General features: G+C 74.7%; 19 protein-coding genes. 10 read left to right on the top strand and 9 right to left on the bottom strand.

All coding sequences use genetic code 11. The features are described 5' to 3' along the window. Positions 1 to 312: 312 nt before the first annotated feature. From Sru01_RS07735 to Sru01_RS07725, 3 genes are all read left to right on the top strand, one after another. The gene (locus Sru01_RS07735) at positions 313 to 690 is read left to right on the top strand and encodes a phage holin family protein (RefSeq protein WP_203983195.1); all 378 of its coding nucleotides are present in this window, start codon (positions 313 to 315) and stop codon (positions 688 to 690) included. 89 nt (positions 691 to 779) lie between these two features. Next, on the top strand, positions 780 to 1,751 hold the full coding sequence (locus Sru01_RS07730; RefSeq protein ID WP_239137086.1) for an amidohydrolase family protein: 972 nt from the start codon (positions 780 to 782) through the stop codon (positions 1,749 to 1,751). Continuing rightward, a complete protein-coding gene (locus Sru01_RS07725; protein ID WP_203983194.1) occupies positions 1,748 to 2,266 on the top strand; it encodes a cysteine dioxygenase in 519 nt (172 codons plus the stop codon). Before Sru01_RS07730 ends, Sru01_RS07725 begins: the two co-directional genes overlap by 4 nt. Here Sru01_RS07725 and Sru01_RS07720 read toward each other — a convergent pair. From Sru01_RS07720 to Sru01_RS07710, 3 genes are all read right to left on the bottom strand, one after another. Beyond that, a complete protein-coding gene (locus Sru01_RS07720) occupies positions 2,212 to 3,339 on the bottom strand; it encodes a glycerophosphodiester phosphodiesterase family protein (protein ID WP_203983193.1) in 1,128 nt (375 codons plus the stop codon). The genes Sru01_RS07725 and Sru01_RS07720 overlap by 55 nt on opposite strands. 8 nt (positions 3,340 to 3,347) lie before the next feature. After that, complete coding sequence (locus Sru01_RS07715; RefSeq protein WP_239137084.1) at positions 3,348 to 4,514, bottom strand: CynX/NimT family MFS transporter; 1,167 nt, start codon at positions 4,512 to 4,514, stop codon at positions 3,348 to 3,350. A gap of 133 nt (positions 4,515 to 4,647) precedes the next feature. Further along, complete coding sequence (locus Sru01_RS07710; protein WP_373869499.1) at positions 4,648 to 6,111, bottom strand: benzaldehyde dehydrogenase; 1,464 nt, start codon at positions 6,109 to 6,111, stop codon at positions 4,648 to 4,650. A gap of 326 nt (positions 6,112 to 6,437) precedes the next feature. On the opposite strand from Sru01_RS07710, the gene Sru01_RS07705 reads away from it, so the two are divergent. The 3 genes from Sru01_RS07705 (at position 6,438) to recQ (ending at position 11,126) form a co-directional block, all read left to right on the top strand. Continuing rightward, complete coding sequence (locus tag Sru01_RS07705) at positions 6,438 to 7,229, top strand: IclR family transcriptional regulator domain-containing protein (protein WP_203983191.1); 792 nt, start codon at positions 6,438 to 6,440, stop codon at positions 7,227 to 7,229. 142 nt (positions 7,230 to 7,371) lie between these two features. Further along, complete coding sequence (locus tag Sru01_RS07700) at positions 7,372 to 9,006, top strand: amidase family protein (RefSeq protein WP_203983190.1); 1,635 nt, start codon at positions 7,372 to 7,374, stop codon at positions 9,004 to 9,006. Then, positions 9,003 to 11,126, top strand: coding sequence for a DNA helicase RecQ (gene recQ / locus Sru01_RS07695; RefSeq protein ID WP_239137082.1), 2,124 nt, complete (start codon positions 9,003 to 9,005; stop codon positions 11,124 to 11,126). The genes Sru01_RS07700 and recQ overlap by 4 nt, the downstream gene beginning before the upstream one ends. Before the next feature lie 30 nt (positions 11,127 to 11,156). On the opposite strand, the gene Sru01_RS07690 is transcribed toward recQ, so the two are convergent. Both Sru01_RS07690 and Sru01_RS07685 read right to left on the bottom strand, forming a co-directional pair. Then, positions 11,157 to 11,945 (bottom strand): AMP-binding protein, encoded by a 789-nt coding sequence (locus Sru01_RS07690; RefSeq protein ID WP_203983189.1) that lies wholly within the window; start codon positions 11,943 to 11,945, stop codon positions 11,157 to 11,159. 428 nt (positions 11,946 to 12,373) lie between these two features. Continuing rightward, a complete protein-coding gene (locus tag Sru01_RS07685; protein WP_203983188.1) occupies positions 12,374 to 14,590 on the bottom strand; it encodes an ATP-binding protein in 2,217 nt (738 codons plus the stop codon). A gap of 609 nt (positions 14,591 to 15,199) precedes the next feature. On the opposite strand from Sru01_RS07685, the gene Sru01_RS07680 reads away from it, so the two are divergent. After that, positions 15,200 to 15,343, top strand: coding sequence for a hypothetical protein (locus tag Sru01_RS07680; protein ID WP_203983187.1), 144 nt, complete (start codon positions 15,200 to 15,202; stop codon positions 15,341 to 15,343). A 512-nt stretch (positions 15,344 to 15,855) separates the two neighbouring features. Further along, positions 15,856 to 17,676 carry an ABC transporter ATP-binding protein gene (locus Sru01_RS07675; protein ID WP_203983196.1) on the top strand — a complete coding sequence of 607 codons (1,821 nt, stop codon included), beginning with the start codon at positions 15,856 to 15,858 and terminating at the stop codon, positions 17,674 to 17,676. Between the two features lie 128 nt (positions 17,677 to 17,804). On the opposite strand, the gene Sru01_RS07670 is transcribed toward Sru01_RS07675, so the two are convergent. Next, positions 17,805 to 19,259, bottom strand: a complete 1,455-nt coding sequence (locus tag Sru01_RS07670; protein ID WP_203983186.1) for a peptidoglycan D,D-transpeptidase FtsI family protein — start codon at positions 19,257 to 19,259, stop codon at positions 17,805 to 17,807. A 131-nt stretch (positions 19,260 to 19,390) separates the two neighbouring features. Then, a complete protein-coding gene (locus Sru01_RS07665; protein ID WP_203983185.1) occupies positions 19,391 to 19,822 on the bottom strand; it encodes a MerR family transcriptional regulator in 432 nt (143 codons plus the stop codon). A 79-nt stretch (positions 19,823 to 19,901) separates the two neighbouring features. On the opposite strand from Sru01_RS07665, the gene Sru01_RS07660 reads away from it, so the two are divergent. Then, a complete protein-coding gene (locus tag Sru01_RS07660) occupies positions 19,902 to 20,834 on the top strand; it encodes an aldo/keto reductase (RefSeq protein WP_203983184.1) in 933 nt (310 codons plus the stop codon). Between the two features lie 78 nt (positions 20,835 to 20,912). Here the strand turns inward: Sru01_RS07660 and Sru01_RS07655 are convergent, their stop codons facing one another. After that, positions 20,913 to 21,569 carry a TetR/AcrR family transcriptional regulator gene (locus tag Sru01_RS07655; protein ID WP_203983183.1) on the bottom strand — a complete coding sequence of 219 codons (657 nt, stop codon included), beginning with the start codon at positions 21,567 to 21,569 and terminating at the stop codon, positions 20,913 to 20,915. Between the two features lie 69 nt (positions 21,570 to 21,638). Here Sru01_RS07655 and Sru01_RS07650 point away from each other — a divergent pair, with 69 nt between their 5' ends. Continuing rightward, on the top strand, positions 21,639 to 22,955 hold the full coding sequence (locus Sru01_RS07650) for a GH1 family beta-glucosidase (RefSeq protein ID WP_203983182.1): 1,317 nt from the start codon (positions 21,639 to 21,641) through the stop codon (positions 22,953 to 22,955). A gap of 32 nt (positions 22,956 to 22,987) precedes the next feature. Here Sru01_RS07650 and Sru01_RS07645 read toward each other — a convergent pair whose 3' ends face one another. Continuing rightward, positions 22,988 to 24,214 (bottom strand): cation:proton antiporter, encoded by a 1,227-nt coding sequence (locus Sru01_RS07645; RefSeq protein ID WP_203983181.1) that lies wholly within the window; start codon positions 24,212 to 24,214, stop codon positions 22,988 to 22,990. Positions 24,215 to 24,529 lie beyond the last annotated feature (315 nt).

The raw sequence follows: 24,529 nt of genomic DNA, 5'->3' as shown, positions 1-24,529 counted from the left end.
GAACGCCGGGACGGGCCAGGTGCGGGGTGTCGTCGGGCTCCACGGGAGGGACAGGCGGCGGAGTGTCAGCGGGCTTCCGGGGGCGGGCGGGCGATGGTGCGATCTTCGGGCTCCCAGATGTGCGGTGGGGAGGGCTCCCTGCTCAGGGTGGCTGGTCCTCAGCGTACGGGGGACGGGGAACGGGGCTGCCTGTTATACGAACGGGGAGGGGGCGGATCGACAGGTGTGCCGGACCCTGAGGTGATTTTTCCGGGACTTACCAGGGGTGGCGGCCCTACCGCTCGCCCGGGCGGGAGTGGGACCATCGGAGATGTGAAGATCATCGTCAAGATCCTCGTGGTGGCGGCGGCACTGTGGGCCGCGACGCAACTGATCCCGGGGATCAGCGTCTCCGGTGGCACGACCGCGGCCACCGCCGGCACGCTGATCGCCGTCGCGCTGATATTCGGCGTCGTCAACGCCGTGCTCAAGCCGATCATCAAGACCTTCGGGTGCGCGTTCTACGTGCTGACCCTCGGCCTGTTCGCGCTGGTGGTGAACGCGCTGCTCCTGCTGCTCACCAGCTGGATCGCCGGCCAGGTCGACCTGCCGTTCCACGTGAGCGGCTTCTGGGCGGCGTTCTGGGGCGCGATCCTGGTGGGCCTGATCAGCTGGATCCTGGACATGCTGCTCGGCCTCGGCGACGACTGAGGACCCACCGGACGATCATGGCTCAACCGGTTCCGGTCATCTCGCGACCGTATTACCGACAATATAGGTCGGCAATATAGGTTAGACTGGTGGCGACCCACCAGGGAGGTGACATGGGCGTCGACGTGCACCAGCACATCTGGACGGCCGGGTTCGTGGCCGCGCTCCGCGCGCGCACCGCGCCCCCGCGGCTGGCCGGCTGGACGTTGCACCTGGCCGGCGAGGAGCCGTACCAGGTCGATCCGCTGGACCACGATCCCGCCCGCCGCGCCGAGCTCAACCGGGCCCGGGGCATCGACCTCGCGCTGGTGTCCCTGTCCAGCCCGCTCGGCATCGAGCACCTGCCGCCGGCCGAGGCGTGGCCGCTGCTGTACGCCTACCACGCGGAGGCACCGGCCCTGCCGCCGTCGCTGCGCGCCTGGGCGTCCACCTGCGTGTCCGAGATCGACCCGGCGCGCACCGCCGAGGTGCTCGGCCAGGGGTTCGCCGGTCTCCAACTGCCGGCGACCTGCCTGGCGGACGGCGCCGGGTTCGCCCGGGTGTCCCCGCTGCTCGACCTGCTGGAGGCGCGTGACCTGCCGCTGTTCGTCCATCCCGGCCCGGCCGCGGGCGCCGCCGGGCCGGGATGGTGGCCGGCCGTGGTGCCGTACGTCCAGCAGATGCACGCCGCCTGGTACGCCTTCCGCGCCTTCGGCCGGCCGCGGCATCCGCGGCTGCGCGTCTGTTTCGCGCTGCTGGCGGGCCTGGCGCCGCTGCACGTGGAGCGCTACATCGCCCGGGGCGGCGACGCGCGCGGCACGATCGACCCGGACGCCTTCCTGGAGACGTCGTCCTACGGCCATCAGGCGATCGACGCGGTCAGCCGGGTGGCCGGTGTGGAGGTGCTGGTCCAGGGCTCCGACACGCCGTACGCCGGCCTGCCGGAGACGCTGCTCGGCGAGGCCGCCGGGCACGCCATGGCGGTCACCAACCCCCGGCGCCTGCTCGGTCCCGCACCGGACGCCCGGCCGGGCACCACATTCGACATCACCCTCGACACGAAAGGAGGCGTGACCGCATGACCTGGGATTCCCTGCCCGACCGGTACCTCGACAAGCGTGAGCTGCGTGCGCTGGTCGACGAGCTCGCGGCCCGGCCCGACCTATGGGCGCCGCACGTCGAGTTCGGCCCGGCCGGCGAGGCGCGGCACTACGCCTCGCTGCACCGCGACTCCTTCGTCGACGTCTGGGTGATCTGCTGGCGGCCGGAGGACGACACCGGCTGGCACGACCACGACGTGTCCTCCGGGGCACTGCGGGTGGTGTCCGGGTCCCTGGTGGAGTCCAACCCGCGGATCGGCGGCGCGCACGTGGAGAACGTGGTCGAGGCGGGCGGCACGCTGGCGTTCGGCCCGGACCACATCCACCGGGTGACCGGCCACGCGCCGGCCAGCGTGTCGATCCACGCCTACTCCCCGCCACTGTGGCGGCTCGGGCAGTACACGATCGGCGCCGACGGCGTGATGCGGCGCACCTCGGTGAGCTACGCCGACGAGCTGCGCCAGGAGGGGGCCGAGCCGGCCGCCGCGCTGGCCTGACCGGCGGCCCGGGCCATCCGCTCGCCGACCCGCCGGGGCACCGCCGGGTCGTCGGCGAACACCCCGTCGACGCCGAGCGCGAACAGCCTGCGCAGCCAGCCGGCCACGTCGCCGCGCGCCGCCGCGTATCCGGGCGCGGCCGGGTCCCCCAGCCGGAACTCGGCCGGCAGCCGCCCGTTCTCCGGGGCGACCGTCCAGACGTGCACGGCCAGGCCGGCCAGGTGGGCGTCGCGGACCAGGGTGGTCGGCGGGCCGAGCCGCCCGTCCGGGCCCTGCGGTATGACCATCCCGGTGGGCACCCCGACCGCGTCGGCGTACCCGGCGATCTCGCGCAGCCCGGCGGGCGTGGCCAGGTCCCGGTAGGTGCGCCGGTCCCCCGCGGCCGCCAGGTCGCGGGGCGCGCCGGCGACGTCCAGCAGTTGTACCAGCCGCAGCCGGGACCGGCGGCGCAGCGCCCGCAGGCCGGCCGTCTCGAACGACTCCACGTACACCCGGCCGGAACGTTCCAGGCCGAGTCGGGCGATCGTCGCGAGCATCAGCGGCTCCAGCGCCAGGCCGCGGGCGGCGAAGTAGGCCGGGTGCTTGGTCTCCACGTACAGGCCGGTCCCGGTGCGCGCGGCCAGCGCGGCCACCTCGTCGAAGGTGGCGATCCTCGCCACCCCGTCGAAGGCCGCGCTGCGCGGGCGGACGTCCGGTGCCCGCTCCACGGCCCGCAGCGTGCGCAGCTCGCGCAGCGTGAAGTCCTCGGTGAACCAGCCGGTCACCACGAGCCCGTCGACCGTCCTGGTCGTCCGGCGGGCGGCGAACTCGGGGTGGCGGGCGACGTCGGTGGTGGCGGAGATCTCGTTCTCGTGCCGGGCGACCAGCACGTGATCCCTGGTGGAGACCAGGTCAGGCTCGATGTAGTCCGCTCCCATCGCGATGGCCGCGCGGTAGGCGAGCAGCGTGTGCTCCGGCAGGACGGCGGACGCCCCCCGGTGCCCGATCACGATCGGGCGGGCACCGGCGGGCGCGCCGGCCGGGACGCCGGCGAGCAGGACGGCCCCGGCGGCGAGCCAGGCGGTGATGATCATGCTCGATGCTATGCCTGCCCGGGGTGCATGGCCGGCGCCGACACGCGGCCGGTGCCGTGCGGCCGGCCGGCCAGCACGCCGACCACCAGTTGGAGGCCGCACACCACCAGTCCCAGCGCGATCGGCAGGGTCCAGGTGCCGGTCAGCTGGTGCAGCAATCCGATAAGGAACGGTCCCAAAGCGGCGATCAGGTATCCCGCCGACTGGGTGACCGCGGACAGGGCGGTCACCGAGGCCGGATCGGGGGCCCGCAGCGCGATCAGCAGCAGCGCCAGCGAGATGTTGCCGCCCTGGCCGAGTCCGAGCACGACCATCCACAGCCACGGCGACTCGGTGGGCGCGTACAGCACCCCCAGGTAGCCGGCGATGGTGAACAGCGAGGCGATCACCACGAACGGCACCTGGGTGCGGGCCCGGCCCGCGCACAGCGGCACGGTGATCGTCGAGACGATCTGGATCAGGTTGGTGAGCGCCAGCAGGTAACCGGCCTGCTCTGCGGGCATCCCGGCGTCCCGGAAGAGCGTCGGCAGCCAGGCGAGCATGAGCCAGAAGGTGAAGGACTGCAGGCCCATGAAGAGCATGACGTACCAGGTCACCCGGCGGCGCAGCAGCATGGCGTAGGCCCGGCGCCCGCCCTCCAGCGGCCGGCCGTACCGGCGCACGGCCTGCGGGCTCCACACCAGCGCCGCGAGCAGCGCCAGCACCGAGAGCGAGCCCGCCGCCGTCCGCCAGCCGTAATGCTGCTCGATGGGCACCATGAACGCCGACGCGCAGGCGGCACCGCCCACCAGCCCGGTCACGTAGACGCTGGTCGACAGCCCGATCCGATGCGGGAAGTGCTGTTTGACCAGGCCGGGCATCACCACGTTCATGACCGCGATCGCCGTGCCGGCCAGCAGCGACCCGGCGTAGAGGGCCACCACCCCGTCGCTGACCCGCAGGGTGACCCCGGCGGACAGCACGAGCAGGCCGAGCAGCACGGTGCGGTCCAGGCCGAGGCGGGTCGCCAGCGCCGGGGCCACCGGGGCGAGCAACCCGAAGCACACCATCATGACCGTGGTGATCGCCCCGCCGGCGGCCGGGCCCAGCCGCAGGTCGCGCATGACCTCGTTGAGCAGCGGGGACACGCCGGCCACCGCGGGTCTTAAGTTGAGGGCCGCCAGAATGAATCCCACCACCAGCAAGGCGGGGCTGTGTAGAACACGTTTCCACAACGGGTCACGCGCGTGCCTGGGCGCCGGCCGGCGCGCCCGTCCCGGCCCGCGGTCGGTGGTGGATGGGATCATAGGCCTCGGAGCCTAACCGGCGTCACACTGGATAACGGGATATATCACCCTGAATCGTTACCCATTGTGTTTCGGTGAATGCTTCGAGATTGGCGCGGGTGCCGCCGAACCGCGACCCGGTGCCGGACGCGCCCACCCCGCCGAACGGCGCCACGGCCTCGTCATCCACGGTCTGGTCGTTAATGTGCACGATACCGGTCGGGATCAGATCGGCCAGTGCCAGCCCTCTCATCGTATCGCGGGTCAGAATGCCCAATGAGAGCCCGTATTCGCAGTCGGCCGCCAGCGCGGCCGCCTCCTCCGGCGAGGAGAACGGCATGACCGGGGCCACCGGCCCGAACACCTCCTCGGCGTAGGCGGGCGCGTCGGACCGCAGTCCGGCGAGCACGGTGGGCCGGTAGAACAGGTTCTCATAGGTGCCGCCCGCGGCCAGCCGGGCACCGCCGTCGACGCTGCCGGTCACCAGCGCGTGCACCTTGTCCCGCTGGCCGGCGTCGATGAGCGGGCCGAGGGCGACCTCCCCGGTCGCCGGGTCGCCGACCGGCAGCGCGTCGGCCTTGGCGGCCAGCCGCTCGACGTACTCGTCGGCGATGGCGGCGTGCACCAGGTGGCGGCCGGCCGTCATGCAGATCTGCCCCTGGTGGAAGAACGACCCCCAGGCGCCGGCGGAGACCGCCAGGTCCAGGTCGGCGTCGTCCAGCACGACCAGCGCGGAGTTCCCGCCGAGCTCCAGGTGCACCCGCTTGAGGTGGCGCGCGGCCAGCTCGCCGACCGCGCGGCCGGCCGCGGTGGACCCGGTGAAGGAGATGACCCGGATCCGCGGGTCGGTGATCAGCGCCTGCCCGGTGTCCGGGCCGCCGGGCAGCACGTGCAGCAGCCCGGCGGGCAGGCCGGCCTCCTCGAAAACCCGGGCCACCGAGACACCGCCGCAGATCGCGGTGCGCGGGTCGGGCTTGAACACCACGGCGTTGCCCAGGGCGAGCGCCGGCGCGACCGACCGGATGCCGAGGATCAGCGGCGCGTTGAACGGCGCGATCACCCCGACGACCCCGGCCGGCACCCGGCGGGCCAGGCTGAGCCGCGGCTTGGCGGTCGGCAGCAGCTCGCCGGGCGGCTGGGACGCCAGGGCGGCGGCCTCGTAACACTCCTGCGCGGCGACGTGCGTCTCGAAGGCCGCCTTGCCGGGCACCGAACCCGACTCGCGGACCAGCCATCCCTGGATCTCGGCGGCGTGCTCCTCGAACAGCCGTCCGGCGCGGCGCAGCACCGCGGCCCGCTCCTCGTAGGAGGTGGCGGCCCAGGCCCGCTGCGCGGCCGCGGCCGCGGCGGCGGCCGTCGCCACGTCGGCCGGCCCGCCGATCCCGGCCCGGCCGATCTCCGCACCGGTCGCCGGTTCGGTCACCGGCGCGTCGCCCGCCTGCGAGGTCCGCCAGCCTTCGGCGCCGAAGATCAGCCCGGTCCAGCGCTTCGGATCGAGAAATTCCACGTCGTCCCCTTCTCGCCTCTCGCGTCCCGCGCCCGGCCGCTCGCCCGCGGCCTCGCGCCCGCCGGCCCGTCCTCCGCCACGCCGGCACCCGGCCGGCCGCCGGCGGGACGGACGGAGGAAGGGACGGGGCGGAGGGGAAGGGAGCGGCGCGAGGGCTCGTGCCGGAACCAGGTGCCGGCCGGCACCGGATGTTCGCTGACCGAACGAGCGTTCACTAATTGAACGCGTCTGAGCAAGCTACGCCGGTCATCGGCCGGCGTCAACGGTCCGGATCGGCCGGTGAGCGGGACGCCCTGGTATAACGGTCAGCGCGAAGGGGGGCCGCGATGGCGGATGAGTACGTCCAGTCGCTGGCGCGCGGGCTGTCGGTCATCCGCGCCTTCGACGCCACGGCGCCGGAGCTCACCCTGAGCGAGGTGGCCCGGGCGACCGGGCTGACCCGCGCGGCGGCCCGCCGGTTCCTGCGCACGCTGGTCGACCTCGGCTACGTTCGCACCGACGGCCGGCTGTTCGCCCTGTCGCCCCGGGTGCTGGAGCTCGGATACGCCTACCTGTCCGGCCTCTCGCTACCCGAGGTGGCGCAGCCGCACCTGGAGCGCCTGGTCGCCGAGGTGCACGAGTCGGCGTCGGTCTCGGTGCTCGACGTCCCGGACATCGTCTACGTCGCGCGGGTGCCGACGACGCGCATCATGCGGGTGACCATCAGCATCGGCACCCGCTTCCCCGCCCACGCCACCTCGATGGGCCGGGTGCTGCTCGCCGGGCTGCCGGCCGCCGAGCTGGCCGGCTACCTCGACCGCGCGCCACTGGACCGGCACACCAGCCGCACGATCACCTCGCGCGAGGCGCTCGCCGCCGAGCTGGACCGGGTGCGGGCGCAGGGCTGGGCGCTGGTCGACCAGGAGCTGGAGGAGGGGTTGCGGTCGATCGCCGCACCGATCCGCGACCGCGCCGGGCGGGTGGTCGCCGCGGTCAACATCTCCTCGCACGCCAGCCGCACCACGCTGGAGTCCGCCCGCCGTGACCTGCTGCCCCCGTTGCTGGCCGCCGCGGCCCGCGTCGAGGCCGACCTGCACACCACGAGCGCCGCGCACCGCCCGCCGGGCGCCGCACCATGACCGGGCCGGGTCCGCCCGCACCCGGCGGGAGAAAAGTCCCGTATAAGCGATCATCTCCTGGTATAGGGCCCCTTATACGGAGATAGAGAGACGTCTCTCACGGGCGCCGGGCACGGTGATCGGGTGTGTCAGGATCGCGACCATGCGAAACCTCACCTACCAGCCCGCATACCGCCTGGTCGAGGCGCTCGCGGCCGGAGAGATCAGCGCCCGCGAGGTGCTCGACGCCCATCTCGCCCGGCTGGCGGAGGTGAATCCGCTGATCGGCGCGGTGCCCGCCGTCGACATCGGCCGCGCCGCCCGGCAGGCCGCCCGCGCGGACGCGGCCCGGGCCCGCGACCGGTCCCTCGGCCCGCTGCACGGCCTGCCGGTCCTGGTCCGCGCCGGCCTGGCGGCGGCCACCGCGGCCCCGGACGGCGTCCGGGAACCGGTGGCCGCCTGGCTGCGGCGGGCCGGCGCGGTCGTCCTCGCCACCACCGCCCGGCCCCCGTCCCGGCGGCCCCGGCACCCGGACGGCACCGCATGCCCCGACCACGCCGGACAGGGCTGGCTCGCCATGGACACCGGATACCCCACCGGCGACACCGGACCGGCATGGCGCGCCACGCACACCGCATTCCCCGGGACCGCCGGCGGCGCCGGGCGGGGCCGGTGTTCCGGGGACATCGGATGCCCATGGCCCCTCGGCGACGCCGCGAGTACCGGACGCCCGGAGAACGCCGGGTCCGGGGTGGTCGGCAATCCGTGGGACGCCGGCCGCGGGGCGGGCAGCGCCGCGGGGTGGACGGCCGCGGCCGTCGCCGCCGGGCTGGCGCCGCTGGCACTGGGCGTCGACGGCGCGGGCGCGACCCGCACGGCGGCCCACTACTGCGGGGTGTGCGCGCACCGGTGGTCCGGCGGCGGCGGGTCCGCCGTGCTGCCGCCGGCCGGCCCGGCCGGCTGGGCACCCGTCGCCCGGTCCGCCCGCGATCTCCACCTGCTCCTCGGCCTGCCGCCCGGCCCGCGCCCCGGCCGGCCGCCGCGGGTGGCGTACTGGTCCGGCGACCCCGCCGCGCCGGCCGGCGATGACGTGCGCGAGCGGGTGGCGGCGGCGGTGTCCGCGCTGCGGGACGCGGGGGTCGAGGTGGTCGAGACCCGCCCGCCGCTGCCGGCCGGCCGGCCCGCGATCTCGGCGGGCCCGCCGCCGGAAGGCCCGTCCGGGCGGCCCTCGCTCGCCCTGTACCGCGAGCGGTCGGCCGCCGGGCGCCGGGACCGGGACGCGGCGGCCGACCGGCGCCGGGCGGCCGCCGCCGGCTGGACCGCCTTCTTCACCCGGTACGACGTGCTGCTCACCCCGGCGGCCCCGACGCCCGCGCCGCCGCGGTACCCCGGCAGCCGGCACCCGGTGGCGGCCGGCCGCCGGACCGGGGCGCCCGGACCCGGCGGCTGGGCGAAGCTCGCGGTAACCGGCGACCTGGCCGCCACGGTGGTGCCCGCCGGCCTGACCGGCGACGGCCTGCCGGCCGGCGTCCAGCTCCTCGGCCCGCCCCGCGGCGACGGGCGGGTGCTGGCGGTGGCGGTCCTGCTGGAAGATCTCCTGCCGCCCGAGCACCCGGTGCTGACGCCGTCCGACACCGCCTGCCTGGCCGATCCCCCGGTGCCGCCGCCCGGCGCGGGGCCGCCGGGCCGGACGCGTCCCGACATGCCGGGCACCGGCCCGGCGGCCGCTTCCGGCCGTCCACCGGCGGGCTCGCCGGGCGCTCCGGCGGTGGACGGCGCTCGTAGAATGACGCGATGACCTCCTCCACGGAGAGCGGCGACCACCCGCGCGGCGCGGGGCCGGGCGAGCTCGACGACCTTCCCCCGTTCCCGGAGTTCTCCGACGACCCGGGCGACGGCTACGGCGGCGATCCGTACGACGGCCCCTACCAGGACCCGGCCGGCGGCCCGGACGATGGCCCGAACGATGGCCACGGCCTCGCCGGTCTCGCCGCCCGCGGGGCGGAGTTCGCCGATGCGGGCGCCGCGTTCGACGCCGGCGCGCCGGGCGGCGGCGGGCCGGGACCGGCCGCCCGCCCGCCGGCCGGCACGGCGCAGGAGGTGCTGAACCGCACGTTCGGCTACCCGTCGTTCCGCGACGGCCAGCAGGAGATCATCGACCACGTGGTCGCCGGCCACGACGCGCTCGTCCTCATGCCCACCGGCGGCGGCAAGTCGCTGTGCTACCAGATCCCGGCGCTGGTGCGCCCGGGCACCGGCGTCGTGGTGTCGCCGCTGATCGCGCTGATGCAGGACCAGGTGGACGCGCTGCGGGCGCTCGGCGTGCGCGCCGGCTTCCTCAACTCCACCCAGGATCCCGATGAGCGCCGCCTGGTCGAGGCGGCCTTCGTGGCCGGCGAGCTGGACCTGCTCTACCTGGCGCCCGAGCGGCTGCGGGTGGAGGCGACCCTGCGGCTGCTGGACCGCGGGACGATCTCGCTGTTCGCGATCGACGAGGCGCACTGCGTGGCCCAGTGGGGTCACGACTTCCGGCCGGACTACCTGGCCCTGTCGCTGCTGCATGAGCGGTGGCCGAAGGTGCCGCGCATCGCGCTCACCGCGACCGCCACCGAGGCGACCCGCGCCGAGATCGCCGCCCGCCTGGAGCTACGGGAGGCCCGCCACTTCGTGGCGAGCTTCGACCGGCCGAACATCCAGTACCGCATCGTCGCCAAGAGCGAGCCACGCCGCCAGCTGCTGCACCTGCTGCGCACCGAGCACGCCGGGGACGCCGGCATCGTGTACTGCCTGTCCCGGGCGTCGGTCGAGAAGACCGCCGAGTTCCTCACCGCGAACGGCATTCCGGCGCTGCCGTACCACGCCGGGCTGGACGCGGGCACCCGCGCGGGCAACCAGGCGCGGTTCCTGCGCGAGGACGGCCTGGTCATGGTCGCCACCATCGCGTTCGGCATGGGCATCGACAAGCCGGACGTCCGGTTCGTCGCCCACCTCGACCTGCCCAAGTCGATCGAGGGCTACTACCAGGAGACCGGCCGGGCGGGCCGGGACGGCCTGCCCTCGACCGCCTGGCTCGCCTACGGCCTGCAGGACGTGGTGCAGCAGCGCCGGTTGATCGACACCTCCGAGGGCGACGATGCGCACCGCCGCCGGCTCGGCACCCACCTGGACGCGATGCTGGCGCTGTGCGAGACGATCGAGTGCCGCCGGGCCGGGTTGCTCGCCTACTTCGGCCAGCCGGCCGTCACCTGCGGAAACTGCGACACCTGCCTGACCCCTCCGGAGTCACTGGACGGCACCGTCCTGGCCCAGAAGCTGCTGTCCACCATCGTGCGGCTCAAGCGCGAGCGGCGCCAGCGGTTCGGCGCCGGCCAGGTGATCGACATCCTGCTGGGCCGCCGGACGCCCAAGGTGCTGCAGTTCGACCACGCGTCGCTGAGCGTCTTCGGGGTCGGCACCGAGCTGGGCGAGGCCGAATGGCGGGGCGTCGTCCGCCAGCTGCTCGCCCAGGGCCTGCTCGCGGTGGAGGGCGACTACGGCACGCTGGTGTGCACCGAGCAGAGCGACGACGTGCTGCGCGGGCGGCGCAAGGTCATGCTGCGCCGCGAGCCCGAGCGCCCGGCCCGCGCCGCGCGCGCCGAACGCCCGCCGAGCGGCTCCGGCAAGGCGGCCCGGCAGGCCGCCGACCTGGCCCCCGAGGCGGTGCCGGTCTTCGAGCTGCTGCGCGCCTGGCGGGCCGCCACCGCCAAGGAGCAGGGCGTGCCCGCCTACGTCATCTTCCACGACGCGACGCTGCGCGAGGTGGCCACCGCCCGGCCGGCGTCGCTGGCCGAGCTCGGCGGCATCAGCGGCGTCGGCGAGAACAAGCTCGCGAAGTACGGCGAGCAGCTCCTCGGCGTACTCGCCGGCCACCAGGACTGACCGCGCGCGGGCCGGGCCGCCCGCGGGCGGTCACACCCGGGTGACCACCTTGCGATCCTCGTCGACCAGGGCGGCGAGGGTGACGCCGAGCTCGGCGACGGCCCGCCGCAGGCCCTGCCGGGTGATCCCCGGCGCGGCGATCACCGTGGCGCCGCGCATCAGCGCCAGGCTGACCAGCACCGGGACGTCGCAGCCGCCGTCCAGCGGCCAGGCGACCAGCACCACGTCGTCGGCCACCAGGTCGACCGTGCGGTCCAGGGTGTGCACGCCCGCGAGGAACTCGGCGTGGGTGAGCACCCCGCCGCCCGTCGCGACGGCGGCGTCCCCGGCGGGCGCCGGCCGGCGCGGCGTGCCCTCGCCGAGCGCGACCAGGTCGGCGAAGTCGACCGCGCCGGGCGCGGGACCGAAGGAGATGACCTGCCGGACGCGCGAGCAGCCGGCCACCTCGGCGGCCGCCTCCACCAGATCCGGCGTGGTGAACAGCGACCGGGCGTCGTGGTGGGTGAGCAGCGCCGCCATCGCGGTGACGCCGCTGCTCGCGCTCACCGGCAGCGCCACCCCGCCCGCCGCGATCACCGCGAGCATGGCCACCGCCTGGGCGGATGCGGAGTGCACGTACACGCCGCACACCTGCCCGGACCGCATGCCCCGCCGGACCAGGCCGGCCGCCGCGCACCCGACCGACCGGCCGAGCCGCCGGTAGGAATGGACCTCGCCGCCGGTGAGGTCGACCAGGGCCGGCCGGTCGCCGTGCTCCGCCGCCCGGCCCAGCAGGGCGTCGCTCACCGTCACCGTCGCGGGAGAAGAACCGGATGCCATCCCGAGACGGTACGGGGGAGCGCGTCTCCACGGCATCCGCCAATTTGTGTAGACCGTTGTGTAGCCGGCGGACACCCGCCGCCTACACATGCCGGCGGGCCCGCGTCCGGGGGGCAAGCCCGGGCCGGGTGCGCCAGACGCCCCCGCCCGGGCTCGCGGCCGCGGTGTCCCCGGGCTCGGTCACCACCCCTCCGAGGTGACCTCGCCCGCCGCGCGGGACCCGCGGCGTCCCCGGTGACCGGCCGGACGGCGCGCCGCACCCCAGGCCCCCCGCCCGGAGTCGCCGCGCGCGGCCGTCACCGGCCGGTCGGCGACCAAACTAGGCGGCCGACCGGCCCGCGGGCATGCTCCACCCTGCGTATTCGTGCATGTAATCCCGGCGGCCCGCGATTGGTCCACACCAGTGCCGGCGCCGGCCGGGGCGAGGGCTAGCCGGAGCGGCGCGCACCGCGCTCGACCATCCAGGCGGCCACCTGGGTGCGCGAGGAGAAGCCGAGCTTGGCCAGGATGTTGGCCACGTGCCGGGCGACGGTCGCCACGCTGATCACCAGTTCGGCGGCGATGGCCCGGTTGCTGAGACCGCGCGCGATGAGCGCCGCGATCTCCCGCTCCCGGGCGGTGAGCGCCGTGACGTCCTGGCCGGGTGGCGGCGGCGCGGCGATCTCGCCCAGCGCGGGAATCGGTCCGTCGGTGTCGGTGACGCGCCCGGCGGGCGGCCCGCCTCGGCCGCGGGCGGCGTCCAGCACCCGGCGCACCCGCGCGACGAGCTCGACCGGCTCGACCGGCTGGTCACCGGGCCGGGCCGGCGGCGCCTGCCACGCCGGGGCGCCCGGCTGCGGTCGTGGAGGCACCGGCCGGTGGCCTGGCGGCGGCCGGTAGGGCTCGGCCGGGCGGTACGAGGGGAACGGCGCGGTCCGCGGCTCCGGCCCGGGGTACGCCTCGGGCGGCCCGGACGGCGGCCCCGATGGCGGCCCCGACGGCGGCCCGGTACGCGGGTCGGCGGGCGGCTCCAGGGGCGGTTCGAGATGTGGGCCGGCGGCGCCCTGGCCCAGCGCGCGCAGCGCGGCCATGGCCCGGCCCGGGACGTCGTCCCCGGCCGGGGTGCGGGCGGGATCGAGCAGGGCCAGCAGCATCATCCCGAGCGCGTCGGCCCCGAGCCCGCGGGCGGTCCGGCACAGCGACAGCGCGGTCGCCGCGTGCTCGGCGGCCTCGTCCAGCCGGCCGCGCTGCATGGCCAGGGTGCCGCGCAGCGCCACCGCCTGGCCGCGCAGGTCGGCGGGCAGGTGCGGCGGCGCCGCGGCGAGCAGCCGGGCGAGCCACCCGGCGACCTGCGCGTCACCCGGCCCGGCCCCGACGATCGCCCAGCGCAGGTGGACCAGGATGCTGATCGCGGGCTCGGTGTCGCCCGACCGGATCGACCAGCTCACCGCGCGCGCCAGGTCGGGTTTGAGGCGTTCGATCCGCGCCAGCAGGGCGGCCGCCTCGGCGGTGGCACCGGCGTGTGCCCGGGTGATCGCGGCATCGAACTCGGCGGCCATCCGGTGGATGTGGTCGCGATGCCGGCGGCGGAACGACTCCTCCTCCCCCGCGGCGCGCAGCCAGCCGGCGGCCCGGTCGCGTACCGCGCCGGGCAGGCGGTGGCACGGCTCGCCGTCCGGCCCGGTCTCCGCCACGACCAGGGCGGCGCCGGTCAGGCCGCGCAGGTGGAGGTGGACGTCCTCCGACCACAGCTCGCCGCCCGCGCACACCTGCTCGGCCATCCGCCGCGTCCATCCGTCGCCGAAGACGGTGAGCCGCCGCAGCAGGGCCCGTTCCGGTGCGGAGAGCAGGTGGTGGGTCCAGTCGAGGGTCGCCTCCATGATCCGGCGGCGGCGGTCCGGCGCCGGCCCGGCCGGGCCCGCGGCGGCGGCCAGCCGGTCGGCCAGGCACACCGCCAGCTCGCGCAGCGGGCGGGTGCGGGCGCGGGCGGCGACGATCTCGATGGCCAGCGGGATGCCCTCCAACCGGCGGACCAGCGCGGCGATCTCGGCGGTGTCGTCCCGGCCGGCGTCCGCGGCCCCGGCGCCCCGCCCGGGAGGAACCGCGGGGACCCGCTCGCGGTACAGCCGCACCGCCTCGCATCCGGCCAGCTCGCGGGTCGGGCGGTGGCCGCCGCCCGGCGGCACGGTGAGCGGCGGCACCCGCCAGGCCGTCTCGCCGGGCGAACCGAGCGGGACGCGCCCGGTGGCCAGCACGCCGACCCCCGGGCAGGCGGCCAGCAGCCGCCGGCACAGCGCGTCGCACTCCTCCGCCAGGCCGTCGCAGCCGTCCAGCACCAGGAGCAGCCGGCGGTCACCGATCACCCCGGCCGGCTGGTCCTCCACCGGGCCGGTGCCCCCGGGGACGACGCCGAGCACCTCGGCCAGGCGGGACAGCAGCTCGTCGCGGTGGCCGGCCCCCGCCACCCGGACCACCCGGTGGCCGGCCGGGAACGACGGCGCGGCCGCCCGGGCCACCTCCATCGCCAGCCTCGTCTTGCCGATGCCCGCGACGCCGCACAAGGTGACCATGCGGGTCACCTCCAGGAGCCGGGCCAGCTCCGCCACCTCGGCGCCGCGGCCCACGAAGCTCGTCGCCACCGGGGGCAGGTCGTCACGGGCTGTCATACGCCTCGAAGGGCAGGAGAACAGGCCATTACTCAAGTGTTACAGGGAAACACGGAGCGCGCTCGACCCATACCGGATGCGCATTCCCCGCCCGGATCCGGATGCGGGCCGAACGGCCACCGAATCGGTGGAACGCCCGGAAAATCGGCCGGAATTCCGTGGCGGACGACCACGAGCGGCCCGGTTTCCGGCGTTCGCCGGGTTGACGGCCGGCCGGACCAAGGGCGCCATCCGAGGGGCAATGCCGTTCCGGCAATTACTGTCTTCCGGAATTATCCGCAGATTCGTTACGCTACTTGAATCATGTTCAGCGAGAGCGCCGCGGTGACCGGGCGGGCGACCGCGCCCGTGCGGCCGCGGCACGCGCGGTCACGGAGCGCCCGCCCGTGCCCGCGGGACGCGCGCGCCCGGCGGGCGGCGCGCCCGGTCCGGTCCCCGGCGGGCCCGGTCAGGTCAAGCCCTCGCAAAGTTCACGGTCAGCCGAGATATACGAAGCGTGATCGATCCGCGCCGCAGGCCCGGCGTCCGGTCACCGAAGGTAAGCTTCCTGCAGCACCGGCTCGCCAGACCGACACCGGGCCGGCCGGCACTTCACGTCGGGAGACTCGGATGGACACCGTCGACCTCGCAGACCTGGGCCTCGAACTCCTCCTCATCGTCGCCCTGCACGAAGAGGCCGAGCGCCTCGCCCGGCAGCTTCCGGAAAACGCCGGCGGTGCCCTCGGGCACGGCCGGCCCATTCACCGCGGTTAGCGGGTGGGCCGGACCCGGGCGGCGGTTTCGGCCTGCTCTTGCACGCGGCCGATAATTGCCACTTTCAACGAATAGGCCGCCCATAACTCCGATCGGCTTGAAGTGTCGGCCCGGTCGGTCAGACTGCCGGCATGGCAGACCCATCTCGGCGACCACCGGCACCGGACGGCCGTTCTCCGTCCGGCCGGCCGGCGAGCGCCTCCTCTCCTCCGGATCGGCCGGCCCCGCCCGCGCCCCCCGCCGATCCCGCCCTGACCGACGCGGCGGCCCCGCCGGTGGCCCCCGGCGACCCGCCGCCCGCCACATCGCCGCTCCCGTCACCACCCGACACGTCACCACCCGACACGTCACCACAGGACGTGTCACCGCAGGACGCGATCCCGCCGGTCGGCCCGGCCGGGGGTGCCGTGCCGCCACTGGCCGCCCCCGGCGACGCCGGCGACGACCACGACGACGCCCCGAAGGACCTGGGCGAGGTCGAGCTCGGCGAGTGGCTGGCCCACCTGACCACCATGACCGGCGTGGGCTTCCTGGCGATCGCCCGCCGGCTGCCCTCCCTGGTCGGCCACGCGGTCCGGCTGGCCTGGCGGGCCGGTCCCCGCGATCTGGTCGCCACGATCACGCTCACCGTGCTGGGCGGCGCGTTCACCGCGTTCGGGCTGCTCGCCACGACCGGCGTGCTGCGGGCGCTGTTCGCGGCCGGCCCGACGCCCGACCGGGTGCGGGCCGCCCTGCCGAGCCTGCTGCTGGTCGGCGCGGCCGCGGCGCTGCGCACCGTCTTGACGGCGGGCGCCGGGTGGGCGCAGTCACGGCTGGAGCCCAAGGTGAGCCGGGCGGCCGCGCAGCAGCTCTACGAGCTGACCAGCCAGGTCGAGCTGGTGCGGTTCGACGACCCCGACTTCCACGACTCGCTGCAACGGGCGCGCACCCGCGGCGTGGACACCGCCGACAGCGTGGTGGGCCAGGCGCTCGGCGTGCTCACCGGGCTGATCGGCCTCGGCGCGGCGGCCGGCGTGCTCGGCATCCTGCACCCGGTACTGCTCCCGCTGCTGGTCCTGGCCGTCGTCCCGGACGCGTGGGCGGCGGTCCGCGCGGCCCGCATGCGCTACACCACGATGTACTCGCTGATCCCGGTGCGCCGGCGCAAGTGGATCCTCAGCGACCTGATGGCCAACCGGGAGACGGCCGCCGAGGTGCGGTCGTTCACGATGCGGCGCTTCCTGATGCGGCTGTACGACGCGGTCGCCGGCGCCGAGCAGAATGTGGTGCTGGACCTGGCCCGGCGGCAGACCATGGCGCGCGTCCTCGGCGAGGCGCTCAGCGGCCTCGGCACCGGGCTGGTCTACCTGGCCCTCGGCCTGCTGCTCGCGGCCGGCGCCGTCCCGCTGGCCGTGGCCGGCACCGCGGTGCTGGCGATCCGCTCCGGCCAGACCTCGCTGGCCAACCTGCTGTACGCCACCAACCGGCTGTACGAGGAAGGGCTGTACTTCACCGACTTCCTCGACTTCTGCGCGCGGGCCCGGGCCGCCCTCGCCCCGGAACGTTCCCCCGACGTCCCGGCGGACTTCGGGCGGATCAGCGTGGAGGACGTCACCTTCGCCTATCCCGGCAAGGACACCCCGGCGCTGGACGGCGTCTCGGTGCACCTGGACCGCGGCGAAGTGGTGGCCCTGGTCGGCGAGAACGGCTCGGGGAAGACGACGCTGTCCAAGATCGTCGCCGGGCTGTACCAGCCGTCGGGAGGCCGGGTGCGGTGGGACGACGTGGACATCCGGGAGATCGACCCCGATCGGCTGCGGCGCCGGATCGCCGTCATCGCCCAGGACCACACCCGCTGGCCGCTCACCGCCCGCGACAACATCACGATGGGCCTGCGCCGGCCGGAACCGGCGCTGACGTCCGCGGCGGAGGTGGCCGGAGCCGACCAGGTGGTGGCCGAGCTGCCGCACGGTTACCGCACGCTGCTCGACCGCCGCTTCAAGGACGGCCACGAGCCGTCCGGCGGCCAATGGCAGCGCATCGCGGTGGCCCGCGGCTTCTACCGGGACGCGCCCCTGCTGATCTGCGACGAGCCGACCGCCGCGCTGGACGCCCGGGCCGAGCACGCGCTGTTCGAGCGGGTCCGCCGGTACGCCGACGGCCGCACCGTGCTGCTCATCACCCACCGGCTGGCCAGCGTGCGCTACGCCGACCGCATCTACGTGCTGGACCACGGCCGGGTGATCGAGCAGGGCACCCACGACGAGCTGATGGCCGGCGACGGCGTCTACGCCGAGCTGTACAACCTGCAGGCCCGCGCCTACCAGCAGCCCGCCGGGTCCGGCCAGGCCTGACGCCACCCGCCCGCGACCGCACCGCGGGCCCCCGGCGTCCCGCCGCCTGCACACCGGCCGGACCTGCCCCGTTTCCAGCCACGGCGCGGCGGGGAAGGCCGCGGCTCGCGACGATCGCGGCGCCCGGTTCAGTCGAGCACCGCCTTCATGATGTCGCGGGCGATGGGGGCGGCGACGTCCCCGCCGAATCCGCCGTTCTCCACCACCACGCCCACCGCCACCCGGGGCTCGTCGGCCGGGGCGAACGCGGTGAAGACGGCGTGGTCGGCGGCACCGGCCGCGTTCTCCGCCGTACCGGTCTTGGCGGCGACGTCGATGCCGGGCAGCGCGGCGGCCGACCCGGTGCCGCCGGGCCCGGTGACCGTGACCATCATCGCGGTGAGCTGGTCGGCCACATCCCGCGAGATCGTCCGGGGCATGCTCTCCGGGTCGGTCACCGAGACGACGGTGCCGTCGCGCAGCACCACCTCGGCCACCAGGTACGGCCGCATGATCACCCCGCGGGACGCGACGGCCGCGGCGATCATGGTGATCTCGAACGGGGTGGCCCGCACGTCGAACTGTCCGATCGCCGACATCGCGGTCTGCGCCGCGTCCAGCCGGACCGGATAGACGCTCCGCGCGAGCGGCAGCGCGATCCCCGGCCCCGCGCCGTTGAAGCCGAACGCCTCGGCCTGCGCCCGCAACACCCGCTGCCCGAGCTGCAGGCCGAGGACGGCGAAGGCGGTGTTGCAGGAGAGCCGGAACGCGACGGCCAGGGTGGGCCGGCCGTTCCCGCAGGCCTCCCCGCCCGCGTTGCCGAGCAGGGTGGTGGTGCCCGGCAGGGTGAGCCGGGTGGGGGCGGCGACCGACGTCTCCGGCGAGATGTTCCCGGTGCCCAGCGCCGCCGCGGTCGTCACGATCTTGAAGGCCGAGCCGGGCGGGTAGGTGTGCTCGGTGGCCCGGTTCAGCAGCGGCCGGGTGGCATCGGCCCGCAGCCGCTCGTCGGTGTCCGCCAGCGCCTCGCCGTCGAAGGTCGCGTACACGTTGGGGTCGTAGGAAGGATAGGAGGCGAGGGCCAGGATGGCCCCGGTGGACGGGTCGACGGCCACCGCCGCGCCCTTGTGCCCGGTGGCGCGCAGACCCTCGTAGGCCGCGCGCTGGGCCCGGGAGTCGATGGTGAGCCGCACCGAGGCGCCCTGCTCGGCCTGCCCGCCGACCAGGGTGCGCACCCGCACCTTCGGATCGGCGCCGGACAGCACCTCGTCCTCGGCCCGCTCGACGCCGGTGGCACCGTAGATCGACAGGTGGCCGGTGACCGGCGCGTACATCGGCCCGCCGGGATAGACGCGGCGGTAGCGGAACATCCCGGCCTGCCGGGTTCCGGTGGCCAGCACGGTGTTGTCGCGGAGCAGGATGTCACCCCGCGGATGCGCGAAGCGGTCGATCATGGCGCGGAGGTTGCGCGGATCATCGGCCAGCGAGTTCGCGCGCAGGGTCTGGATCTCGGAGACCTTGCCCATCAAGGCGAAGATCATCAGGGCGCACGCCACGGCGACCCGGCGCAGCGGGATGTTCATCCGGGTCGCCCGCGGTGCGGCCATCGGGACCCCCTCTCCTGCTACCGGTGTAGCAGCCGGTGGAGAAAGAGGCACGCTGACCAGCGCAAAGCGGTGCCATGGGTCACGGTCCGGGCGTCCGGCCCGCGCACGCCGGCGGCCCCGCCCGGCGGCGGTCAGCGGGAGCGGGCACCGGCCGCCGACTCGGCCAGATCGTCGCACCCGGCCGGATCCGGCGTGTCCCGGGCGGCCAGCACGTCCCGGTAATACGCGATCTTGCGGCGGATCGCGGCCTGCTTCTCGCGCAGCGAGGCGAGCTGCGCCTCCACCTGGAGGTCGTGCTCCTCCAGCAGGGTCACCCGAGCGGGGATGGTCTCGTCGCCCTGCCGGGTCAGCTCGGCGAACCGCAGCATCTCGGCGATCGGCATCCCGGTGTCGCGCAGGCAGCGGACCATGCCGAGCCAGCCCAGATCGTCGTCGGTGAACCGCCGCTGGCCGGCCGCGTTGCGCTCCACCGGCGGCAGCAACCCGATGCGCTCGTAGTAACGGAGCGTGTCCAGGCTGAACCCGCTCTCCTCCACGGCCTGTCCTGGTGTGTACAGGGTCACCCCCCGATGATTTCACCTGAAGTGGGCTCCAGGTCAAGGGCTTGACCTGGAGCCCACTCCAGCTGGCACGGTATGCCTCATGACGAAGATCGCACTCGGCACCATCCCGTTCGGTACCACCGTGGACGAGAAGACCTCCTTCGCCATCCTCGACCGGTTCGTCGAGGCGGGCGGTACCCGGATCGACACCTCGAACAACTATCCCTTCTGGCTGGCGGGCGCCGCCGGCGACGAGAGCGAGACGACGATCGGCCGCTGGCTGGCCGCCCGGGACGTCCGCGACCAGGTGATCATCAGCACCAAGTGCGGCGCCAAGCCGGTCACCCCCGGCGACACGACGATGGACCACCTTGAAGGACTGTCCGCGGGGGCCGTGCGCGCGGCGATCGAGGGCAGCCTGCGCCGGCTCGGCACCGACCGGGTCGACGTCTACTGGGCGCACGTGGAGGACCGGTCCGTCCCGCTGGAGGAGCAGGTCGCGGTGTTCGGCGAGCTGGTCGCGGCCGGCAAGGCGCGGGAGACCGGCGTGTCCAACCACCCGGCCTGGCGGCTGGAGCGGGCGCGGGGCATCGCGCGGGCGACCGGCGCGGCACCGTTCGCCAACGTCCAGCTCCGGCACTCCTACCTGCGCCCCCGTCCGGGGGTCGTGCTGCCGGAGGGCGGGCACGTCCAGCTCGGCGAGGACATGCTCGACTACGTCCGCACCGAAGGGCTGGGCCTGTGGGTGTACACCTCGCTGCTCGCCGGCGCCTACAGCTCCCGGGCCGACCGGCCGATCCCCGCCTGGTACGAGCACCCCGGGACGACCCGCCGGCTGGCGGCGCTGCGCGAGGTGGCCGGCGAGCTCGGCGCCACGCCGAACCAGGTCGTGCTGGCCTGGCTGGCCGCCCAGGACATCGTGCCGATCGTCGGGGCCAGCTCGGTCGAGCAGCTGGAGGAGCTGCTCGGCGCACAGAAGATCACCTTGGACGAGGAGCTGCGCCGCCGGCTGGACGACCCGGACCTCGCCTGACGCCCGGACCGCCCGCCGCCGGACCCGCCGATCGGGGGTCGGATCCGGCGGCGGGCCCGGCTGCGCGTCCGGTGGCGGTCACCCCTCCCCGAGATGATCGGACAGGTAGCGGCGCAGCAGCCGCTTGCACTCGTCGATCAGCTCGGGGTCGCCGCCCGGCCGGCTGCGGAAGGCCAGTTTCAGCACGGCGTCCGCCGCCTCCACCGCCACCACCAGCGCCCGGTCCAGCGCCGGGGTCGCCGGCGCGCCGAGCAGCTCGACGATCAGCGCGCGCAGCCGGTCGGCGACGATGACGTTGTTCTCCAGTGCCGCGTCCAGCAGGCGGTTGCTCCCGGCAAGCGCCGGGCCGCCCGGGGTGGGCAGGATCTCCCCGAAGTCGACCACCGCGAACCCCGGCGTGGTCCGCTTCATCGCGACGAACTCGTCCACGGCCAGCTCGACGGCACCGGTCCAGTCCACGACCTGCGCGGCGCCCAGCCGGGCGGCGAGCCGGTCGAGGAACGCGTCGAGGTTGCGCAGCGCGAGCGCGCGCACCAGCCCTTGCTTGTCCGGGAAGAACTGGTAGAAGGTGCCGATGGGCACGCCGGCCCGGCGCGCCACCTCCTTGGTCGTCAACGCCTGGTAGCCGGCCTCGTCCAGCAGCCGGGCGCACTCGTCCAGCATGCGCTCGACCCGCTCGGCGCTGCGCCGCTGGGCGGGGCGGCGCCGGAGCGTCCCCGCGGACAGGTTCCTCATGCTCCCATCATCTCCCGATCAGCCGGCCCCGGCTTAACATGAGATCCACTCACATCACCGGAGGTCATCATGTTCCTGTGGGGCACCGCCACCGCCGCGTACCAGATCGAGGGGGCGGCGGCGGAGGACGGCCGCGGCCGGTCGATCTGGGACACCTTCAGCCACGAACCGGGCAAGGTGCGGGACGGGCACACCGGGGACATCGCCTGTGATCACTATCACCGATGGCCGGAGGACGTGCGGCTGATGGCCGATCTCGGCGTGAACTCCTACCGGTTCTCGATCTCCTGGTCGCGGGTGCTGCCCGCGGGCCGCGGCGCGGTCAACCCGGCCGGGCTGGACTTCTACGACCGGCTGGTCGACGGCCTGTGCGCGGCGGGCATCGTGCCGGCCGCGACGCTCTTCCACTGGGACCTCCCGCAGGCGCTGGAGGACGAGGGCGGCTGGCTGAACCGGGACACCGCCCGGCACCTGGCCGACTACGCGGCCCTCGCCGCCGAGCGGCTGGCCGACCGGGTACCGATGTGGATCACCCTGAACGAGCCGTTCATCCACATGGTCTTCGGCTACGCCCTGGGCACGCACGCGCCGGGCCGGACCCTGTTCCTGGACGCGCTACCGGCCGCGCACCACCAGTTGCTCGGCCACGGCCTGGCCACGCAGGCACTGCGCGCCGCCGGCGCCCGACAGGTGCTGATCACCAACAACCACTCCCCGGTGTGGCCCGACTCCGGCGCGCCTGCCGACCTGGCGGCGGCCGAGGCGTACGACACGCTGCACAACCGGCTCTTCACCGATCCGCTGCTGCTGGGCGCCTACCCGGACCTGTCGGCGTTCGGCCTGGAAGCCGCGCCGGCCGTCCGCGACGGCGACCTGGAGATCATCGCGCAGCCGCTGGACGGGCTGGGGGTCAACTACTACAACCCGACCCGGGTCCGCGCGCCGGCCGGCGACGCACCGCCGCTGCCGTTCGAGGACGCCGGGATCACCGGGCACCCCACCACCGCCTTCGGCTGGCCGGTGGTGCCGGACGGCCTGCGCGAGCTGCTGACCGGAATGAAGGACCGGTACGGCGACGCGCTGCCGCCGGTGTACGTCACCGAGAACGGCTGCTCCCAGCCCGACGAGCCCGGCCCGGACGGCGTGGTGCACGACCAGGCCCGCATCGACTTCCTCGCCGGCCACCTCGACGCGCTGCGGGCCGCCCGCGACGCGGGAGTGGACGTCCGGGGCTACTACGTCTGGTCGCTGCTGGACAACTTCGAGTGGGCCGAGGGCTACCACCAGCGCTTCGGCCTGGTCCACGTCGACTTCCCCACCGGCCACCGCACCCCGAAAGCCTCCTACCACTGGCTCAAGGAGTTCCTCCGCACGCCCGAGCGCTGATCCGCGCCCGCGCCGCCTCGGGCTTCAGCCCGTCACCCGCGCCCCGCCGTCCGGTCTGACACGTTCGATCGTCCGCGGAGGCGTCCGTACCAGGCGGGTACCTCCCGCTCGTCGTCGAACCCGCGGGCCACCACGATATCGGTGGAGGAATGCAGCAGGATCGAGGCCACAATGGTGATCGCGACGAGCTGGAACACCTGCTGGGCGGCGGCGATGCCCGAGCCGAGCACGAGCAGCCCGTAGACGACCGAGGCGAAGCCTTTGGGGCCGAACCAGGCGACCGCGGCCTGTTCGCGCATCGACAGGCCCGAGCGCAGGAACGACACCCAGATGGCGATCGGCCGGGCGAGCACCAGGGCGCCGATCGCGAACAGCCACCCCGTCCAGCCGACCGAGCCGAGCAGCGCCGGGGTGATGAGCGCGCCGAACACCAGCAGCGCGGCCAGCTTGAACAGTTCGGCGATCAGCTCACCGAAGTGCTCGAACGACTCGCGCTGGTGCTGTCCGAAGGTGGCGACGGTGATGCCGGCGCAGAACGCGGCCAGGAACAGGTTGCCGTGGGTCGCCTTGGCGATGGCCAGTACGAGCAGGCCGATGGCCAGGGCGTTGAGGGGTTCGTACAGGGTGGAGGCGGCGAACCAGCGGGTCTGGACCAATTTGATCGCCAGCCACGGGATGGCGACACCGATCAGCACGCCCAGGGCGAGCTCCAGTCCCAGCTCGCCCAGGTGCAGGTCGCCACTGCCGGCGGCCATGGCCAGGAAGAGGATGACGAAGGGCAGCGCCAGGCCGTCGTTGACCCCCGATTCGACGTTCAGCAGCTGCCGCAGCCGCGGCGGCACCCTTTCGTTTCCGACCAGCGCCGCGGCGAACACCGGGTCGGTGGGCGCCAGGATCGCCCCGACCAGCAGCGACTCGATCCAGCCCAAGCCCACCAGATAGTGGGCGCCCAGCGCGGTGACCGCGAGCGTCAGCGGAAGCCCCCAGCCCAGGGCCCGGCCCGGCAGCCGCCACGCGCTGCGCAGGTCATGCCAGCCCACCCGCATGCCGTCGGTGAACAGCACCGCGAACAGTGCCAGCTCGGCCAGCGTGCTGACCAGAGGATCCGTAGGGGTGATGGAGACGACGCCGAGTACGCCGTCACCGAGCACGAACCCGGCCACCAAGAACAGCGCGGCGGTGGACAGGATGGTGCGGTGGGCCAGGCTGGACAGCAGCACGGCGAGCAGCAGCACACAGGCGAACGCGGTCAACAGCACGGCCGGAGGCCTCCCGGACGACGAAACGGACAAGAGTTCGCCGACCAGACTTCCCGGCACACCGCGCCTACCGTAACAGCCTTTCCGGCAAGATCGACGCCTCTACCGCGCGGTCGAAATCCTCGAAGGGCTCGCCACCCGCGTCGAAGGCGAAGACCGCCCCCCGTTACGCGTGCGATGCCCCCGCCGTTCCCCACCCACGGAGCCGAGGCTCATCCCACCGCCCACCCACCCTGTGGCGCATGAGATCACTCCGCCGGCCGGCCGACCCCCTGGAGCCCGCCGACACCCCACCGCTGACCCACCCCGGCGTTC

The sequence above is a fragment of the Sphaerisporangium rufum genome, assembly GCF_016863395.1.
In the GTDB taxonomy this organism is placed as follows: Bacteria; Actinomycetota; Actinomycetes; order Streptosporangiales; family Streptosporangiaceae; genus Sphaerisporangium; species Sphaerisporangium rufum.
This window is presented reverse-complemented; position numbering and strand designations above follow the sequence as displayed.

Coding starts and splice junctions, on each gene's coding strand:
- Sru01_RS07725 (WP_203983194.1), top strand. CDS start 1,748: ATGACCTGGGATTCCCTGCCCGACCGGTACCTCGACAAGCGTGAGCTG.
- Sru01_RS07720 (WP_203983193.1), bottom strand. CDS start 3,339: ATGATCATCACCGCCTGGCTCGCCGCCGGGGCCGTCCTGCTCGCCGGC.
- Sru01_RS07705 (WP_203983191.1), top strand. CDS start 6,438: ATGGCGGATGAGTACGTCCAGTCGCTGGCGCGCGGGCTGTCGGTCATC.
- Sru01_RS07700 (WP_203983190.1), top strand. CDS start 7,372: ATGCGAAACCTCACCTACCAGCCCGCATACCGCCTGGTCGAGGCGCTC.
- recQ (WP_239137082.1), top strand. CDS start 9,003: ATGACCTCCTCCACGGAGAGCGGCGACCACCCGCGCGGCGCGGGGCCG.
- Sru01_RS07690 (WP_203983189.1), bottom strand. CDS start 11,945: ATGGCATCCGGTTCTTCTCCCGCGACGGTGACGGTGAGCGACGCCCTG.
- Sru01_RS07685 (WP_203983188.1), bottom strand. CDS start 14,590: ATGACAGCCCGTGACGACCTGCCCCCGGTGGCGACGAGCTTCGTGGGC.
- Sru01_RS07680 (WP_203983187.1), top strand. CDS start 15,200: ATGGACACCGTCGACCTCGCAGACCTGGGCCTCGAACTCCTCCTCATC.
- Sru01_RS07675 (WP_203983196.1), top strand. CDS start 15,856: ATGACCGGCGTGGGCTTCCTGGCGATCGCCCGCCGGCTGCCCTCCCTG.
- Sru01_RS07670 (WP_203983186.1), bottom strand. CDS start 19,259: ATGGCCGCACCGCGGGCGACCCGGATGAACATCCCGCTGCGCCGGGTC.
- Sru01_RS07660 (WP_203983184.1), top strand. CDS start 19,902: ATGACGAAGATCGCACTCGGCACCATCCCGTTCGGTACCACCGTGGAC.
- Sru01_RS07655 (WP_203983183.1), bottom strand. CDS start 21,569: ATGAGGAACCTGTCCGCGGGGACGCTCCGGCGCCGCCCCGCCCAGCGG.
- Sru01_RS07650 (WP_203983182.1), top strand. CDS start 21,639: ATGTTCCTGTGGGGCACCGCCACCGCCGCGTACCAGATCGAGGGGGCG.